The organism is Oleiphilus sp. HI0043, from assembly GCF_001634935.1.
In genome coordinates this window covers 60,680-76,177 of the sequence record NZ_LWEY01001212.1, presented here as the reverse complement: position 1 = coordinate 76,177, position 15,498 = coordinate 60,680, and the positions used below count along the sequence as shown (strand labels likewise).

The 15,498-nt window shown below is 45.2% G+C and carries 17 protein-coding genes; 6 read left to right on the top strand and 11 right to left on the bottom strand.

Annotated features, from left to right (window positions below):
* The 7 genes from A3729_RS14815 to A3729_RS14785 form a co-directional block, all read right to left on the bottom strand.
* A partial coding sequence (locus A3729_RS14815; protein WP_197475863.1) for a lytic murein transglycosylase occupies window positions 1-389 on the bottom strand: 389 nt, incomplete at its 3' end.
* Between the two features lie 47 nt (window positions 390-436).
* A complete protein-coding gene (rodA, locus tag A3729_RS14810; protein ID WP_197469920.1) occupies window positions 437-1,582 on the bottom strand; it encodes a rod shape-determining protein RodA in 1,146 nt (381 codons plus the stop codon).
* Between the two features lie 28 nt (window positions 1,583-1,610).
* A complete protein-coding gene (gene mrdA, locus A3729_RS14805) occupies window positions 1,611-3,503 on the bottom strand; it encodes a penicillin-binding protein 2 (protein ID WP_068553355.1) in 1,893 nt (630 codons plus the stop codon).
* A 49-nt stretch (window positions 3,504-3,552) separates the two neighbouring features.
* Window positions 3,553-4,023, bottom strand: a complete 471-nt coding sequence (gene rlmH, locus A3729_RS14800) for a 23S rRNA (pseudouridine(1915)-N(3))-methyltransferase RlmH (protein WP_068507911.1) — start codon at window positions 4,021-4,023, stop codon at window positions 3,553-3,555.
* An 83-nt stretch (window positions 4,024-4,106) separates the two neighbouring features.
* The gene (gene rsfS, locus A3729_RS14795; RefSeq protein ID WP_068507913.1) at window positions 4,107-4,460 is read right to left on the bottom strand and encodes a ribosome silencing factor; all 354 of its coding nucleotides are present in this window, start codon (window positions 4,458-4,460) and stop codon (window positions 4,107-4,109) included.
* 65 nt (window positions 4,461-4,525) lie between these two features.
* The gene (gene nadD / locus A3729_RS14790; protein WP_197475473.1) at window positions 4,526-5,155 is read right to left on the bottom strand and encodes a nicotinate-nucleotide adenylyltransferase; all 630 of its coding nucleotides are present in this window, start codon (window positions 5,153-5,155) and stop codon (window positions 4,526-4,528) included.
* Window positions 5,156-5,195: 40 nt separating this feature from the next.
* Window positions 5,196-6,464, bottom strand: a complete 1,269-nt coding sequence (locus tag A3729_RS14785) for a glutamate-5-semialdehyde dehydrogenase (RefSeq protein ID WP_068507915.1) — start codon at window positions 6,462-6,464, stop codon at window positions 5,196-5,198.
* A 369-nt stretch (window positions 6,465-6,833) separates the two neighbouring features.
* Between A3729_RS14785 and cysD the strand changes: the two genes are divergently transcribed.
* The 6 genes from cysD (at window position 6,834) to A3729_RS14755 (ending at window position 12,546) form a co-directional block, all read left to right on the top strand.
* Entirely contained in the window at window positions 6,834-7,742 is a 909-nt protein-coding gene (cysD, locus tag A3729_RS14780; RefSeq protein ID WP_068507917.1) for a sulfate adenylyltransferase subunit CysD, read from the top strand.
* A gap of 94 nt (window positions 7,743-7,836) precedes the next feature.
* A complete protein-coding gene (gene cysN / locus A3729_RS14775; RefSeq protein WP_068507920.1) occupies window positions 7,837-9,474 on the top strand; it encodes a sulfate adenylyltransferase subunit CysN in 1,638 nt (545 codons plus the stop codon).
* Between the two features lie 105 nt (window positions 9,475-9,579).
* The gene (locus A3729_RS14770; protein WP_068507922.1) at window positions 9,580-10,602 is read left to right on the top strand and encodes a nucleoid-associated protein; all 1,023 of its coding nucleotides are present in this window, start codon (window positions 9,580-9,582) and stop codon (window positions 10,600-10,602) included.
* Window positions 10,603-10,661: 59 nt separating this feature from the next.
* Window positions 10,662-11,666, top strand: a complete 1,005-nt coding sequence (locus A3729_RS14765) for a rhodanese-related sulfurtransferase (protein ID WP_068507924.1) — start codon at window positions 10,662-10,664, stop codon at window positions 11,664-11,666.
* A 158-nt stretch (window positions 11,667-11,824) separates the two neighbouring features.
* Window positions 11,825-12,139, top strand: coding sequence for a Bor family protein (locus A3729_RS14760; protein ID WP_068507927.1), 315 nt, complete (start codon window positions 11,825-11,827; stop codon window positions 12,137-12,139).
* A complete protein-coding gene (locus A3729_RS14755) occupies window positions 12,136-12,546 on the top strand; it encodes a hypothetical protein (protein WP_068507930.1) in 411 nt (136 codons plus the stop codon). The genes A3729_RS14760 and A3729_RS14755 overlap by 4 nt, the downstream gene beginning before the upstream one ends.
* 15 nt (window positions 12,547-12,561) lie before the next feature.
* Here the strand turns inward: A3729_RS14755 and A3729_RS14750 are convergent, their stop codons facing one another.
* Genes A3729_RS14750 through A3729_RS14735 form a run of 4 tightly spaced genes read right to left on the bottom strand, consistent with a single transcriptional unit; the run spans window position 12,562 to window position 15,420 of the window.
* Entirely contained in the window at window positions 12,562-13,908 is a 1,347-nt protein-coding gene (locus A3729_RS14750; RefSeq protein WP_068507932.1) for an MATE family efflux transporter, read from the bottom strand.
* Between the two features lie 41 nt (window positions 13,909-13,949).
* Window positions 13,950-14,651, bottom strand: a complete 702-nt coding sequence (trmH, locus tag A3729_RS14745) for a tRNA (guanosine(18)-2'-O)-methyltransferase TrmH (protein WP_068507934.1) — start codon at window positions 14,649-14,651, stop codon at window positions 13,950-13,952.
* Window positions 14,652-14,654: 3 nt separating this feature from the next.
* The gene (locus A3729_RS14740; RefSeq protein WP_068507986.1) at window positions 14,655-15,047 is read right to left on the bottom strand and encodes an MAPEG family protein; all 393 of its coding nucleotides are present in this window, start codon (window positions 15,045-15,047) and stop codon (window positions 14,655-14,657) included.
* Between the two features lie 52 nt (window positions 15,048-15,099).
* Window positions 15,100-15,420 (bottom strand): DUF1820 family protein, encoded by a 321-nt coding sequence (locus A3729_RS14735; protein WP_068507936.1) that lies wholly within the window; start codon window positions 15,418-15,420, stop codon window positions 15,100-15,102.
* Between the last annotated feature and the right edge of the window lie 78 nt (window positions 15,421-15,498).

Here is a 15,498-nt window from a genome sequence, read left to right as displayed (position 1 = left end):
TAACTCCCCTTGTTACGGCCGTAGCGAGTTTCAACACCTATTATGGCAGCAATAACATGAACCGGAACACCGTACTTTTCCTGAGCCCGGTTTAGGCTCTCTCGGTTTTCTTCAATGAAGGCTAAACCTTTCTTAATTCGATCATCGGTAAGAAATATCTTTCGATAACCCTTCCATTCGAGGCGCTTCTCTGCAGGTCGAGCAATTGCTTTCAGAATACTATCTTTCTTTTCTGCCTGAGAAAATATTTCAGCTAACTTTGCACTTTCAAAGCCGTGCTTACTAACCATCATATCAATAAAGCTTTTAGCTTTTTCGTGCTCAATATAGTTCGCATTTGCCGAAGAAACCGACAACAGCATCAGGCAAGCTGAGATTACAAAAAACAATTTATTTCCTGAACGCATACATAATCCTTTTATTGTTCGCAATTCGCTTAGCGCGACAGCATCTTTCTATGAGTATGAATTGACATCAGTACACCAAATGCCGCCATTAGAGTTACCGCAGAGGTGCCGCCATAACTTACCAACGGAAGTGGCACACCCACAACAGGTAAGATACCACTTACCATACCGATATTTACAAAAACATATACAAAAAATGTCATGACCAGACTGCCCGCCAATAGACGACCATATGAATCCTGAGCCTTAAGCGCTATGAACAGCCCCCTGAATATAATCAGTAAATATAGAAGCAACAACCCCAAGACGCCAACAAAACCAAACTCTTCTGCACAGACTGCAATAATAAAATCGGTATGACTTTCAGGTAAAAAATTCAGTTGAGACTGAGTACCTTCAAGCCACCCCTTCCCCCAGGTGCCGCCAGAGCCAATCGCCGTTTTCGATTGAATAATATTCCAACCTGAGCCTAGCGGATCACTTTCTGGGTCGAGAAAAGTTAGGACACGTTGTTTTTGGTAATCTCGCATCACAAACATCCACATAAGCGGCGCAAAAGATGCGAGTAAAACAGCAAAGCCCCCGACTAGCCTCCAGCTCAAACCCGCAAACATTAATACAAAAACACCCGAGGCGGCAATTAAGATTGAAGTCCCCAAATCCGGCTGCTTAACAATGAGCAATACCGGAATAAAAACGAGCACCAATGATCCCATGACAGCCTTAAAGCTTGGAGGTAAATAACGCGCAGCCAAAAACCATGCAACCATCATCGGCACCACCAACTTCATAAACTCAGAGGGCTGAAAACGCGGTAAACCTGGTAGCTGTAACCATCGCTGTGCACCTTTAGCACCCGTTCCAAAGAAAATAACCCCTATCAACGCTGCGACACCAATAACATATAGCCATGGAGACCAACGCCGGTAGACATTGGGATCTAGCTGAGCAAAAACAAACATCACAACAAATGCAATACCGAAGCGTGTCGCCTGTTTTTCGACATACACCATATCTTGACCACCTGCGCTATATAAAATAGCCAGACCAACGGCACACAACAATAGAAGCAAGCCCAACATGATCGGGTCTAGGTGCAAGCGAAACAGAAGACCACCACTATTGCGCAAGTGACTTTCTGCCCCGGGCATCTGCCTTAGAAACTCTCTACTCATTTGATTCGCGACTCAAATATCAAAACGACTATTCCTTTGGAGTATCTGGATTAGAGGAAGCTATATGCCCGAGAGAAATCAACCACTCATCAAACATGGCCCTAGCAACTGGCGCAGCAGCACTACTTCCTCCTCCCCCATTTTCAACAATCACCGCCACGGCAATTTGGGGCTCATCCAACGGCGCAAAACCAACAAATAAAGCGTGATCTCGATGTCTCTCGATCAAGGCTTCAGCATCATATTTTTCGCCCTGAGCAATACCTACTACCTGAGCTGTTCCGGTTTTTCCCGCCATTTTATAACTAGCATTGCGACCACTACCGCGAGCCGTCCCATGACGGCCATGCATCACATCAGCCATCGACTCAATAATATAATCAAGGTCTTCCGGCCTGCTAAGATCAAGGTCAGGCATTTCAACCTCACGACGGCGAGCAGAATATTCGCTTTCTCCCTTTCTTAGGGAAATCGACCTCAATAGAGTTGGTGCAACCCAGCGTCCCCGGTTTGCCAAAAATGCTGTAGCCGTTGCCAACTGCAATGGCGTTGCAAGCATAAAACCTTGACCAATCCCTAGGTTCAGTGAGTCACCTGGATACCAAGAGCGACCTTTTAGGGCCTTCTTCCACTCACGAGTTGGTAAAATCCCGGATCTTGCTTCAGAAATATCCAAAGCAGTATTACTCCCAAAACCGAAATAGCCTAAATACTTAGACATCTGATCAACACCCATTTTAAACGCGAGATCGTAAAAATAGGTATCGCATGACTGAGCAATAGCAGATCTTAAATTTATACGCCCATGCCCTTCCCGCTTCCAGTCGCGATATATCCGCTCATCATTTTGTAATTGATAACGTCCCTCATCCCAAATGCTAAACTCTCGCGTGGTCGTATTGGTATCAAGACCGCCTAAACCGACCATAGGCTTAATCGTAGAGCCAGGTGGATACTGCCCTTTTAATGCCCTGTTAAATAAAGGAAGATCCAAAGAATCTCTTAGCTCGCCATAAGACTTGTAATCAATCCCCGTAACAAAAGCATTTGGATCAAAGCTCGGCGTACTAACCATTGCCAGTATGCCGCCGGTTTCAGGCTCTATTGCGACCACGGCTCCCCTATTTGAGCCAAGTAGCTCCACTGCCCGGTTTTGCAGCTGTGCATCCATATGTAGAGTAAGATTTCTACCTGGCACCGGATCACTTCTATCCAACACCCGCAAAACCCTGTTACTGGCGTTTGTTTCTACGGTTTGAAAGCCAACCTGACCATGCAATTCTGACTCATAAAATTTTTCAACTCCAAGCTTGCCGATATAGTTAGTCGCCGAGTAGTTTTGCTCATCGACCTTTTTTAGCTCTTTTTCATTTATTCTTCCGACATAACCGATCGAATGCGCAGTATCTTTCGCCATCGGGTAGTGTCTAGCGAGCTCGGCAAGTACCTTCACTCCCTTCAGTTCATGCCTGCGCACCTCGAGCATCGCAATTTCTTTCTCGGTCAACTTACTTTTTAGAATAACAGGGTGAAATGGTCTTCTGGCCCGTTTTAAACGTTTTTTAAAGCGCCTCACATGATCATCAGAAATTGATATGACTTGGGCAATCGAAGCAATACTTTCATCAATGGAGGCGCTGTCTTCTGGTGTAATCGCGACACTGAAAATTGGCCGATTGTCAGCTAGCAAAATACCGTTTCGGTCATAAATCAAACCACGGTTTGGTGCAATCGATTGCAACTGCATGCGATTCTTATCGGATAAAGTTTGAAAATGCGTATGATTAGTAATCTGCAGGTAGTACATGCGGAAGATCAATCCGCCCGTCAAACTCAAGACAAAGATTGACGCCACAATCGTGCGAAAAGCATAAATTCGCTTCTCTCGATTCGAGTCCTTAAGGCGACGATCAGACTTCAAACCCAACTCCCCTGAAATAGATCGAATACACTGCAAACACTCTTTTTAATCATGAACGGTGATAAGGGTGATTCTGCGTAACCGTCCAAGCCCTATATAGCTGCTCAGCAAGCACAACACGAACAATGGGATGAGGTAATGTTAATGCAGAGAGAGACCACTGCTGATCAGCACGAGCTCGACATTCATTGCTTAAGCCGTCCGGCCCACCAATAAGAATAACTAGATTTTTGCCACTCATTTGCCAGTTTTCAAGGTTAGAGGCTAACTTCTCCGTACTCCAGTTAACACCTTTAACCTCAAGCGCAACAACATGATCCTGACTATTAATTTGAGCGAGTATAGCCGCACTCTCTTTTTGAATAGCGCGCTTGATATCGGCATTCTTACTACGATTCCCCAAGGGAATCTCGATAAACTCTAAAGGAAGGTCTTTAGGAAGGCGCTTAACATATTCGTTTGCGCCTTCCGTCACCCACTTCGGCATTTTAGTACCAACAGCAAGTATTTTTATTTTCATCGCTATCGCAATTCACAAACAGTGCAGAGATTGAATTATGCTTATTACATAAGCCAAAGGAAAAACTAAAGAAAAGGCTATAGTTAATGCTCAGTCATTGAGGCACTGGCATCCGGGCCATCACGCCAAAAGCCTTCCAGGTCATAAAATGTGCGTGAAGCGGGAAGCATCACATGAACGACAACCTCGCCCAGATCAACCAAAACCCAGTCACTGCCATCAGCACCTTCAATACCTAAAGGCCGTCCGCCTTTATCTTTTACTTCGGAAACCAAATTTTCTGCAAGAGACTTAACGTGTCTGCTCGAAGTCCCTGAAGCGATCACCATATAGTCTGTGACGCTAGTTTTATCTTTAACATCCAGCACACAGATATTATCAGCTTTAAGATCCTCTAAAGCCTCGACCACTACAGTTTTCAATTCTTCAGTTTGCATACGTTCTTTGTGTTCCCCATTTGGTTAATTTTGCCTGCTCTGAAACAGCGTTTCAAAACAGCAACTCACTCTCGATAAAGCGCATTATCACAGATATAGTCTTCAACCGCACCTATCACAAGGTAACGAATGCTTTTATTTTTCCTGACCGCTTCACGAATGGCAGTGCTAGAGATATCTAACTGCGTCAAATCAAGCATCAAAGCTAAGCCGCCCGGCTGCTCATGCAAGTAATTGGCAGACATAACCCATTCAAAGCCAAGTTGCTCCAGACATTGCTTTATATCGCCTTCAAGTTCACCCGGGCGCTTTACAACAACAATATGCGTCTGCTTTGATAGCTGCTCTGCCTGACGCCAGGTTCTTAAACCTCGCGCAGCATCAGTCCCCATGACGATACTCAAGGCCTGATCACCAAGCTCTTGACGCATCTCGCGAACTGATTCAATGGTATAACTTGGACAACCCCGCCGAATCTCTCGCTCATCAACATTCAAACACGAGTCATGAGCTGTCGCCAGCTTCAACATTTCAAGGCGAGAGTCAGCACTTGCCGACACACTATCCTTATGCACAGCCTGGTAACAAGGCATCAAGTCGACACTGTTGACACCCAGTTCCGAGACAAGCTCGGTGGCCATGCGCAAATGACCAACATGAACCGGGTCGAAAGTACCACCGAAAACAACTTTCACGAAGTTAGACTTCTCATAAGGAATCTAATTAATGCAGGCCTCACTGACGGATATGCCCATCGCCCAGCACCACAAATTTTTCCGAAGTTAAGCCATGCAGACCAACCGGCCCACGCGCGTGAATCTTATCGGTTGAAATGCCGATTTCTGCACCCAAACCATATTCAAAGCCATCAGCAAATCGCGTTGAGGCATTGATCATTACCGAGCTGGAATCGACACTCGCTAGGAATTGACGACCTTTTGTATAGTTCTCGGTAACAATTGAGTCAGTATGGTGCGAACCGAACTCATTGATGTGCGCAATGGCTTCCTGCATACCCTCTACCACCTTAATAGATAATACCGGCGCAAGATATTCTGTCTGCCAATCTTCCAGCGTCGCATCCTTCGCAGCAAAACCCGCATTATTCAAGATTGTGCAAGTTTGCTCACAGCCACGTAGCTCAACCTCTTTTTCTGCATATAAAACTGCTAACTGGGGCAGAACCTCTTCAGCGACAGGCGCATCAACCAAAAGCGTTTCCATCGTATTGCAAGTGCCATAACGATGCGTTTTTGCATTCAATGAAATTGCCTTCGCCTTTTCAATATCCGCATCACGGTCGATAAACACGTGACATATACCGTCCAAGTGCTTAATTACTGTCACCTTAGCGTCTCGACTGATTCTCTCGATCAGACCTTTTCCGCCACGAGGCACGATCACATCGACATATTCTGGCATGGTGATCATTTCACCCACTGCCGCGCGATCTGTCGTTTCAATCACCTGAACAGCCGTTTCAGGCAAGCCAGCTTCAGACAAACCTATTGCGATACAGCTCGCGATGGCCTTGTTTGAATGAATAGCTTCTGAACCGCCACGAAGAATCGTTGCATTACCCGATTTAATACACAGGCTCGCCGCTTCAACCGTTACATTTGGTCTAGACTCATAGATAATCCCAATCACACCAAGCGGCACACGCATCTTGCCAACCTGAATACCGGAAGGCATATACTTGAGATCGTTAATAATTCCAACAGGATCATCAAGCCCTGCTACTTGCTGCAAGCCTTCAATCATGCCATCTATACGCGCTGGCGTAAGCTCCAAACGATCAAGCATCGCATCATCCAAACCATTTTCACGCCCAGCCTCAAGATCCTTTTTATTCTCTTGAATCAACATATCACGCTTGGCATTCAAAGCATCAGCGGTTGCTAATAGAGCTTTGTTTTTTAATCCGGTACTGACTGAAGTCATCTGGCTAGCAGCTTGACGAGCTGCCTCACCCACTTTGACCATATAGGCTTTAACGTCCATCTTCTTCTCTTGGCTTAATTATCAAAAACGCGATTATAGCGTGTTCCTACTGCCGCTCCTAGTACTAGCAATGTAGCACCCCAAAAAGAGCCGCCAAACAGCGATAAACTAAACACAAGACATCCGTATTTCTTACTGATATCGAGACATCTTAAATAGAACATTATATTCTAAACATCTGATCTTTTAGCATAAGTGAGAATATAAGCGCACTCCACCACCACTCACTAAAGCACCACATCCCTTATTATTTAGCGACAAGCCTGTTATAATTCCGCACCCTTTTGTTAGGTAGCAGCCTATAGAAATAGCAGCTATCCACTTAAACACGATTTTTTCGTTTATTGACCTCTGGTAAGAGTTACATATATGTCGCAATACAATTTGACTCATTTAAAGCAATTGGAAGCTGAAAGCATCCACATCATTCGAGAAGTAGCCGCTGAATTTGATAATCCGGTAATGCTCTATTCTGTCGGTAAAGATTCCGCTGTTATGCTGCACTTGGCTCGCAAAGCTTTTGCACCAGGTAAGCCACCTTTCCCTCTAATGCATGTTGACACTACCTGGAAATTCCAGGAAATGATCAAGTTTCGTGACGAGACCGTTAAAAAGTATGGCTTCGATCTGATCGTGCATATCAACCAGGAAGGCGTTGATCAAGGCATCGGACCTTTTACTCACGGTAGTGCCAAGCACACCGACGTAATGAAAACCCAAGGTCTTAAACAAGCACTGGACAAATATCAGTTTGACGCAGCCTTCGGTGGCGCACGACGTGACGAAGAAAAGTCTCGCGCTAAAGAACGTGTTTACTCTTTCCGTGATGAAAACCACCGCTGGGACCCAAAGAATCAGCGCCCTGAATTATGGAATACTTATAACGGTAAGATTAATAAAGGTGAAAGCATTCGTGTATTCCCTTTATCTAACTGGACAGAACTTGATATCTGGCAGTACATCCACCTGGAAAACATCGATATCGTTCCACTTTATTTCTCAGCGAAGCGACCTGTTGTTGAACGTGACGGCGTCATGATCATGGTTGATGATGAACGTATGCCGATTGAAGAAGGTGAAAAGGTAGAGATGAAGTCGGTACGCTTCCGTACGCTTGGTTGCTACCCGCTAACGGGTGCAGTTGAGTCTGAAGCGACAACCTTGCCCGAAATAATTCAGGAAATGCTACTAACCACCTCCTCTGAAAGACAAGGCCGCGTCATTGATCACGACCAGGCAGGCTCAATGGAGCAGAAGAAGCGCGAAGGTTATTTCTAGGCCAGCATATACGTACAAAGCTGATACATAGCAACCAAGATTATTGCCTCACGCTAAGACCCAGCGCGAGGCAGCAAATAAAGAGATAGTTTACATGTCACACCAGTCAGATCTTATCAGTGAAGATATTAACGAATATCTGAAGCAACACGAACAAAAAGAACTACTACGTCTTCTTACTTGTGGTAGCGTTGACGACGGCAAGAGCACACTTATTGGCCGACTACTTCATGACTCTCAAATGATTTATGAAGATCAACTTGAAGCAATTAAGAAAGACAGCGTTAAGTCCGGCACCAACGAAGGTGAAATCGACCTTGCACTATTAGTTGACGGCCTACAGGCTGAGCGCGAGCAAGGCATCACCATTGATGTTGCTTATCGTTATTTCTCAACTGCTAAACGCAAGTTCATCATCGCCGACACTCCCGGACACGAGCAATATACTCGTAACATGGCAACTGGTGCGTCAACTGCTGACCTGGCAATCATCCTGATCGATGCACGTCACGGTGTATTAACGCAAACCAAACGTCACTCATTTATTGCTTCTTTACTGGGTATTAAGCACGTCATCGTTGCCATCAATAAGATGGATCTGGTTGACTACAGCGAAGAGCGCTTTAATGAAATCAAGAGCGATTACCTTTCATTCTCTGACCAGTTAGATTTGGGCGATATCCAGTTTGCACCACTTTCTGCACTGAAAGGTGTTAACACAATCAGCAATAGCGACAAGACACCTTGGTACAAAGGCAAGCCTCTAATGGAGATGCTTGAGTCAGTCGAAATAGCTAAAGACAAGAATCTGGAAGACTTCCGCCTACCAGTACAATACGTTAACCGCCCTAACCTTAACTTCCGTGGTTTCTGTGGAACGATTGCTTCGGGTATCGTTAAGCCTGGCGATAAAATTACTGCACTTCCTTCGGGTAAAAGCAGTACCGTAAAAGAAGTCGTGACCTTTGAAGGTTCACTGGATGAAGGTTTCGCAGGTCAAGCGGTTACGCTTACCTTGAATGATGAAATCGATATCAGTCGTGGCGATATGATTGTTCAGTCTGACAATCACCCAACGGTAAGTTCTGCGGTAAAAGCACATATCGTTTGGATGTCTGAAGACAAAATTCAGCCAGGCAAGCTTATTGATATTAAACTTGGTTCCAAGCAGGCTTCAGCGTCAATTCAGTCAATTGAGCATTTAATTGACGTTAATACGCTTGAGAAAAAGGATGCCAGCGAACTAGAGCTTAACAGTATTGCATTGTGTACGATCCATGCAAACCAGACACTTGCGTTTGACCCATATGGTGAAAACAAAGCAACGGGCGCCTTCATTATTATCGACCGTCTAACCAACGTAACGGTTGGCGCAGGCATGATCGTTGAAGCCGCTGAAGATACTAGCGCACAGTGGGAACCTGTTAGCGAAGCAGAGCGTGCAGCGCGTTTAGATCACCAGGTAGCCTCGATTATTGCTTGCTCAGGTGAAGCGGGTGATGTACTCGCTCAAGCCGCTGAGCGTAAGCTGTTCAATCAGGGTCGAACTTGCCTGTTGATCACCTCTCACATGGCCGACAACGATGCAGATAAACTCTTGATTGCTAAGGCAGCTAAAGAAGCAGGCTTAATTGCAATTACCTCATTGGAAGGCAGTTCAGATATTGCAGATACCGTACTATCAGCAACATCTGACGTAGATATTCCTGAACAGGTAAAAGGGCTTAGCTAAATTTGATTCACTGAGATACTCATCTCAGTAAGCCTAACCCAAAGACAGGGGCTACGATTTACTTCGTAGCCCCTTATTTCATTGGACACAGAGAGAACTCAATCCATGGCTATTACTTCGCTAGTTTTTCATAAGATTACTCGCTGGCAAGAAGATCAACCTTCAGAAATTCAACTCTGTGAGCAGGCACCTGACGTCACTGCAGATCATGAAGGACTCTTCAGTCAACTTAAAAAAGTCTTTCAATTCAAAGCAGGTAAATTCCACGGTCAATTTGATGAAGACTATAGTAGTGCCCCCTATCAAAACTGGTTGAAAGAGCAACTGGATGGAAAAATCAGCTTCGAGAAGCTAAGCCTTCTCTACATGAATCAACTCAAAGACCTAGTGGATAAAACCAGCGAGAGCTTTGAAGCCACTATCCTTACGGTTCATGAGGAACGTGCAGATGGCCCTCGAGTCTATATCTTTGCGCTGGAAACAAATTCCGGCCTACTCCTAGACTCTGGGCTTAATCTCGATACCGTGGACTACCTCAACACAAATAAAATGGATCTTGCCCTGCGCATCGACCTTGATGACTGGCTTTCAGAAAGCGAAAGTACTGACCCATACCTTTGCTTGGTCCGCGCACGCTCAAAAGCCAAAATAGGTGAAGCATTCACTCAGTCAATCGGTTTCAAGAGCTCTATCGACAGCGCAAAAGAAACTGAAACGCTAATGGAAGTATTAGCAGGCTACACCAAAGAAACCGAACCCAAGCAAGCTGCTCAGCTTCATCAAAAAGCCTATGACTTTTGCGTTGAACAGCAGCAGCTAGGTGAAGCAGTGCCGATTAATGAGCTATCGGGCTTCCTTGATGAAAATGAACCCACCCGCTTTGCTCAATTCGCAGAACAAGAAGCGCAACTAGACACCAGCCAAACCCTGCGCCCAGACACTCGTAAGCTAAAGCATTTGGTCAGAATCTCTGGCAAGGGCAATGGTTTAAGCCTGTCCTTTTCATCAGACCTTATGCAGCAAACAATCTTGTTTGATGAGCAGTCAAATACGCTCACTATTACAGAAATCCCCAAGAGCCTGAAAAAACAGATTCTTGAACACATTAAGGACAAGCAAGAAAACTAGTTCTTAACACTAAACCAAGGCGCCGGATTTACGTTCCGGTCATGCTGATAGGAAATAACATGTCTACCACACCAAACGAGCAAACTTACGTTGTTTGCGCATTATATAAATTTGTCACACTCGAAAATTACAAAGAGATTCAAACCCCTCTTCTTGAATTGATGAAGAGCATCGACGTACGAGGCACCCTACTACTTGCAGAAGAAGGCATCAACGGCACCGTTGCTGGCTCTAGAGCGGGCATAGACAAACTTCTTGAGTGGTTAAAGTCAGACCCACGTTTGAGCGATCTTAGCTATAAGGAGTCTTTCACCCAAGAAGCTCCGTTTGCCCGAACCAAGGTAAAACTGAAAAAAGAAATCGTCACCATGGGCGTTGAAGGCATAAACCCTAAGGAAGTAGTTGGCACCTATGTAAAGCCAAAGGACTGGAACGCACTCATCTCTGACCCTGAAGTTCTACTAGTCGATACGCGAAATGATTATGAGGTCGAAATTGGCACCTTCCAACATGCCTTGAACCCTCGAACCGAAAGCTTTAGAGAGTTCCCTCAGTACGTTGCAGAAAACCTGGATAAGGCAAAGCACAAAAAAGTCGCGATGTTTTGTACGGGCGGTATTCGTTGTGAAAAATCGACAGCTTACCTGAAAGAACAAGGTTTTGAAGACGTTTATCACCTTGAAGGCGGCATCCTTAAATACTTAGAAGAAGTTCCAGCTGAAGAGACCATGTGGGAAGGCGAATGCTTTGTCTTTGATGAACGCGTAGCAGTCAATCACCAACTGGAGAAAGGTCGTTACGATCAATGTAATGCATGTCGTCTTCCAATTACAGAAGAAGATAAATCTAGCGAGCTTTATGTTGAGGGCGTTAGCTGCCCAAGGTGTCACGACATGCACACCGAAGCACAAAAAGCCCGCTTCGCTGAACGACAGAAGCAAATAGAACTCGCTAAGCTGCGCCATGAGAAACACATTGGTGGCGATGTCAGCGAGACGATTGCTCGACGTAAACTTGAAAAGCAAGCAGCAATCAAAGCGCAGCAAGAGAAGTTAAGCAAGTAATACAGTTGGCCTCATTAGCTTATACGGGCGCCTCTTAGCAGGCCTCGTATAACTTTTATCGCAGGTACTTCATTTTTTTGCATACTGGTTCGCCTGAAGTCTCGCAAAACTCGCTATAATTCCCCAGAATAATAGACTGTTTGATACATGGATGCGCAATGAGCAAAATTTCTACCCTCTTTGTCTTATTTCTTGCAATTAGCTTGGGAGGCTGCGCTGCGGTCACCATTACCGAAAGCGGCCCCTCTGACTTCAGATACCGCCCTCATTATGAAGAATCCAAACATTTCTTTTTATGGGGCTTTATCGGCGAGCATCACATTGACGTCACCAAAATTTGTCGCCAACAACCCGTAAAACAAATGCAAAGCAAATACTCGGCAACAGATGTGCTATTTGCCACCTTATCTCTAGGCTTATACCTCCCCAGAACTGCGAAAGTCTGGTGTGAACTGGAGAATGACGATTCATGAAACAGCTAAATAAATTACTAAGTGCCACCCTGCTAGCGACGACAATAGCGATGAGCCAAGGCTGCGCAGTGATCCATTTTGAAAATGGCGAAGTCGTGCCTGACCCCGTACCGTCTCTATTTGACTTCTCATCAGATGTATCCGAAGACGATTTGGATGCCAGCTCAGGCAAGCGCTACCGCAGGTGGTATCACCACAGCATTTATCAGTTCGCTGAATTAAGCAATGCCCTTGAAACAAGTCAGGTTTGTGTCGGCCTTGACTGGAACCAGGTTACTACTGAGGTTACACCAGTAGATGTGGTGGTCGGCTTGCTGGATAACGCATTATTCTACAACGCCTCGGCTATGGGAATTGACCTCTGGTCTCATTGGAGCATTGAATACTCCTGCCGAACGCCTCAATAGTCAGCGAAACAGAAACTAGTGCGACTGCATAGACTTATGTCGTCGCACCTCGCGAAACAGCAAAGCTGAAAGCACGAGCGCACTGACTGCCAGCCCTACTCCCATACCTCCCCACACGCCTACCGCACCATAGGGCTCCAGCAAGAAGTAAGAAATAGGCATACCGACACACCAATAGCTAATAATCGCTGCCAATGTCGGCGAAGCTCCAAGCTTAAAGCCCCTAAGGGCGCCCATACTAATCACCTGCCAAGCGTCAACCACCTGAAAGATTGCAGCAACTAGAAGAATTGAAGCCACTAACTGAACAAATTCCTGGTAATTCTCCGCTAGAAGCTGTTCCTTTTGTACAAACAGCTGCACCAAAGTTTCAGGTGCAAAGATAAATATTATTGCAGCAAAACAAGCGCTTACAAGTGCCAGTACAAAACCTGAACCCACAGCTTGTGGAACCTGCCCAACAGCATTCTGCCCGTATAACTCCCCCACCTTAACTGAAACCGCTTGGGAGATCCCCAGTGGCACCATAAAACTTAAGGTAGCTGCCTGAAGCGCAACATGATGAGCAGCCAGAGCTGTCGCCCCCAACCACCCAATCATGATTGCTGCAGCCGAAAACATTCCCACCTCCATTGCATGGGCCAAAGCGATAGGTAATCCAAGCCTTAGCGTTTCAAGAAATTGCGAAAGAGAAAAGTTTTGCCAGCCCTTCCAAAAAGGAAATCCCTTAAATTCATCGCGTCGATAACTCAAAAACACCAATCCCAGAAACATCGCCCAGGAAATAATACAGGTTCCTAAGGCTATGCCTTCCAGGCCCATTTTTGGAAAACCCAAATAGCCTTCCATCAACACCAGACTAACCGGGTAATTTGAAACGGCTGCTATTAGGCTAATAGGAAGAATAAGCCTTGAATTACCTAAGCCAACAACCAAACTGCGCATCAAGATAAAACCAAATGCTGGCAACAATGCCCATAAAACAAGATCTAAATATGATTGAGCAAAAAAAACCAGCTCAGACAGCTGGCCAAAGAAAAGTAAGACAGGCGAGATATTAACCAAGCCAAAAGCAAAGACGACAAAAAGAATCACCACCAATAAGCTACCAGACAAGACTGCACGGTGGATTTCACTTTGATTACCACTGCCCTTAGCAAAAGCAACCATATTAGCCGTAGCGACTAAAGCACCAATACCAACGATGTAAAAGAATTGATATACAACTGCGCCCAAACCACCACCAGCAAGCACATCAACCCCTAAACGCCCCATCAATAGCGTATCGATCAAACCCATTAAAGCAAATGAGATTTGCCCTATTACCAATGGGCCAGCAAGGCTAAAGATAGCTTTCAACATAGGAGAGAGTCTTGTTCTAGTGAGCTTTTATCGCTCAAAGTTTATTCTGAAGCAGAATCACGCTTAGCTCTGATACTCGCATACCATTGTGAGGGGTTTATTATCTCACCGTCCTCTTCACTAACTTCGGGATATGGAAGTTTGTTCTGGTGGCAATAGCTAGCGACTTTAGGGTGCGCCCAGCGAAAGAAAGTTTCCTGATAGGTTTTACCATCTAAACGAACCTGATCATAAGACCCAGCCAAGGACCGCTGCCTTTGCGCTTCAGCGAGAATAATGGCTGCGGCAACCGATACGTTAAATGACTCCACCATACCAAGCATCGGAATCACAATATGCTGATCCACCTTGGCCGCTGCGATATCACTGACGCCCTTCTTTTCATTACCTAATAGAATCGCGCAAGGCTTAGTATAGTCAACATCCCTATAATCAATTGCGCTATCAGACAGATGCGCAGCATAAACCTTATAGTCCTTTTCATGCAGGGTATCAATCGCCTCTGGCATTGACTCATGTCGAACAATATCCACCCAACGATCACTGCCCATTGCCGTACCACTATAAGGGCGATGCTTATCCCAGGGCCATACCATATTTAGTTCTTGGATACCGACCGCATCGCTGGTTCGAACCAGTGCAGCAATGTTTCTCGGCTTATGAATCTGTTCTGTCAGTAGCGTTAAATCTGGCTGTCTGAGGTCTAACGTGCGCTTTAGTTTTTGGTAACGTTCTGGTGTCATGTCTTATCGAGTGACTAAAATTAGAATATTAACAACGGCCATTGCCAGCAAGCACAACCATGTAAACAAAGTACCGTAAAAACGACCTTTAGTCGGACCATTCTTCTTCGATAAGCCATAAGCATGTGCAATACGAGACAATAGTAGCGTCAGTCCGAACACATGTATAAGCCAGGGTGTTAAGTGGTTTAACTCGAGCATTAGCAGTAAAGCAATCCCTACAGGTATATTCTCTACTGCATTAGCATGCGCTCGCACAGCGCTCTTCATTGCTTTTGAGCCAGTATCATCACCAATGGATATTCCCTCATCTCTACGAAAGGTTGTCACCCGATAAGCTAGAAACACGATAAGGATCACTAACAATGAAGCATATAATGGACTAATAAATAACATGGTCATTCTCCTGGCTTTTTATTCTGATAATAAGTAACGCGGGCAGAAGGATCTACGACTTGTCTGGTCGCCCACCCGAAGGAAAACTGGCAACAGAACTGCGGCTTCCAGAGATCTTGGGCGTGCCTTCTTGCTCAACCTCATCAATTCTGACGATCGCATTCATTGGAATATAAGTTCGTTTAACACCAGTAAACTCGTTCTTCAAACGCTCCTCACTAGGATCTACAAGCAATTGACTCTTTTCACCAAAAAGAAGCTGCTCCACCTCAATGAAGCCGTATAGTTCCGAGGGATATACATGAGAAGCGTAAATCTCGTAGATATCTTCATTATTATAAAAAATAACTTTGTAGGTTTTTTTAAGGCTCATAAGGACAAGTAGTACCGAAGCGTTTTAAGGACGCGCTATCATAACAGAGAGCAGTAAAGTGACAAACCAAGAACTTGT

What these genes read in the sequence shown, in the direction of transcription:
- trmH (WP_068507934.1), bottom strand. Translation starts at nt 14,651, where the DNA reads ATGACACCAGAACGTTACCAAAAACTAAAGCGCACGTTAGACCTCAGA.
- A3729_RS14755 (WP_068507930.1), top strand. Translation starts at nt 12,136, where the DNA reads ATGAAACAGCTAAATAAATTACTAAGTGCCACCCTGCTAGCGACGACA.
- A3729_RS14750 (WP_068507932.1), bottom strand. Translation starts at nt 13,908, where the DNA reads ATGTTGAAAGCTATCTTTAGCCTTGCTGGCCCATTGGTAATAGGGCAA.
- A3729_RS14740 (WP_068507986.1), bottom strand. Translation starts at nt 15,047, where the DNA reads ATGTTATTTATTAGTCCATTATATGCTTCATTGTTAGTGATCCTTATC.
- A3729_RS14785 (WP_068507915.1), bottom strand. Translation starts at nt 6,464, where the DNA reads ATGGACGTTAAAGCCTATATGGTCAAAGTGGGTGAGGCAGCTCGTCAA.
- A3729_RS14760 (WP_068507927.1), top strand. Translation starts at nt 11,825, where the DNA reads ATGAGCAAAATTTCTACCCTCTTTGTCTTATTTCTTGCAATTAGCTTG.
- cysN (WP_068507920.1), top strand. Translation starts at nt 7,837, where the DNA reads ATGTCACACCAGTCAGATCTTATCAGTGAAGATATTAACGAATATCTG.
- A3729_RS14770 (WP_068507922.1), top strand. Translation starts at nt 9,580, where the DNA reads ATGGCTATTACTTCGCTAGTTTTTCATAAGATTACTCGCTGGCAAGAA.
- A3729_RS14765 (WP_068507924.1), top strand. Translation starts at nt 10,662, where the DNA reads ATGTCTACCACACCAAACGAGCAAACTTACGTTGTTTGCGCATTATAT.
- rlmH (WP_068507911.1), bottom strand. Translation starts at nt 4,023, where the DNA reads ATGAAAATAAAAATACTTGCTGTTGGTACTAAAATGCCGAAGTGGGTG.
- rodA (WP_197469920.1), bottom strand. Translation starts at nt 1,582, where the DNA reads ATGAGTAGAGAGTTTCTAAGGCAGATGCCCGGGGCAGAAAGTCACTTG.
- rsfS (WP_068507913.1), bottom strand. Translation starts at nt 4,460, where the DNA reads ATGCAAACTGAAGAATTGAAAACTGTAGTGGTCGAGGCTTTAGAGGAT.
- cysD (WP_068507917.1), top strand. Translation starts at nt 6,834, where the DNA reads ATGTCGCAATACAATTTGACTCATTTAAAGCAATTGGAAGCTGAAAGC.
- A3729_RS14735 (WP_068507936.1), bottom strand. Translation starts at nt 15,420, where the DNA reads ATGAGCCTTAAAAAAACCTACAAAGTTATTTTTTATAATAATGAAGAT.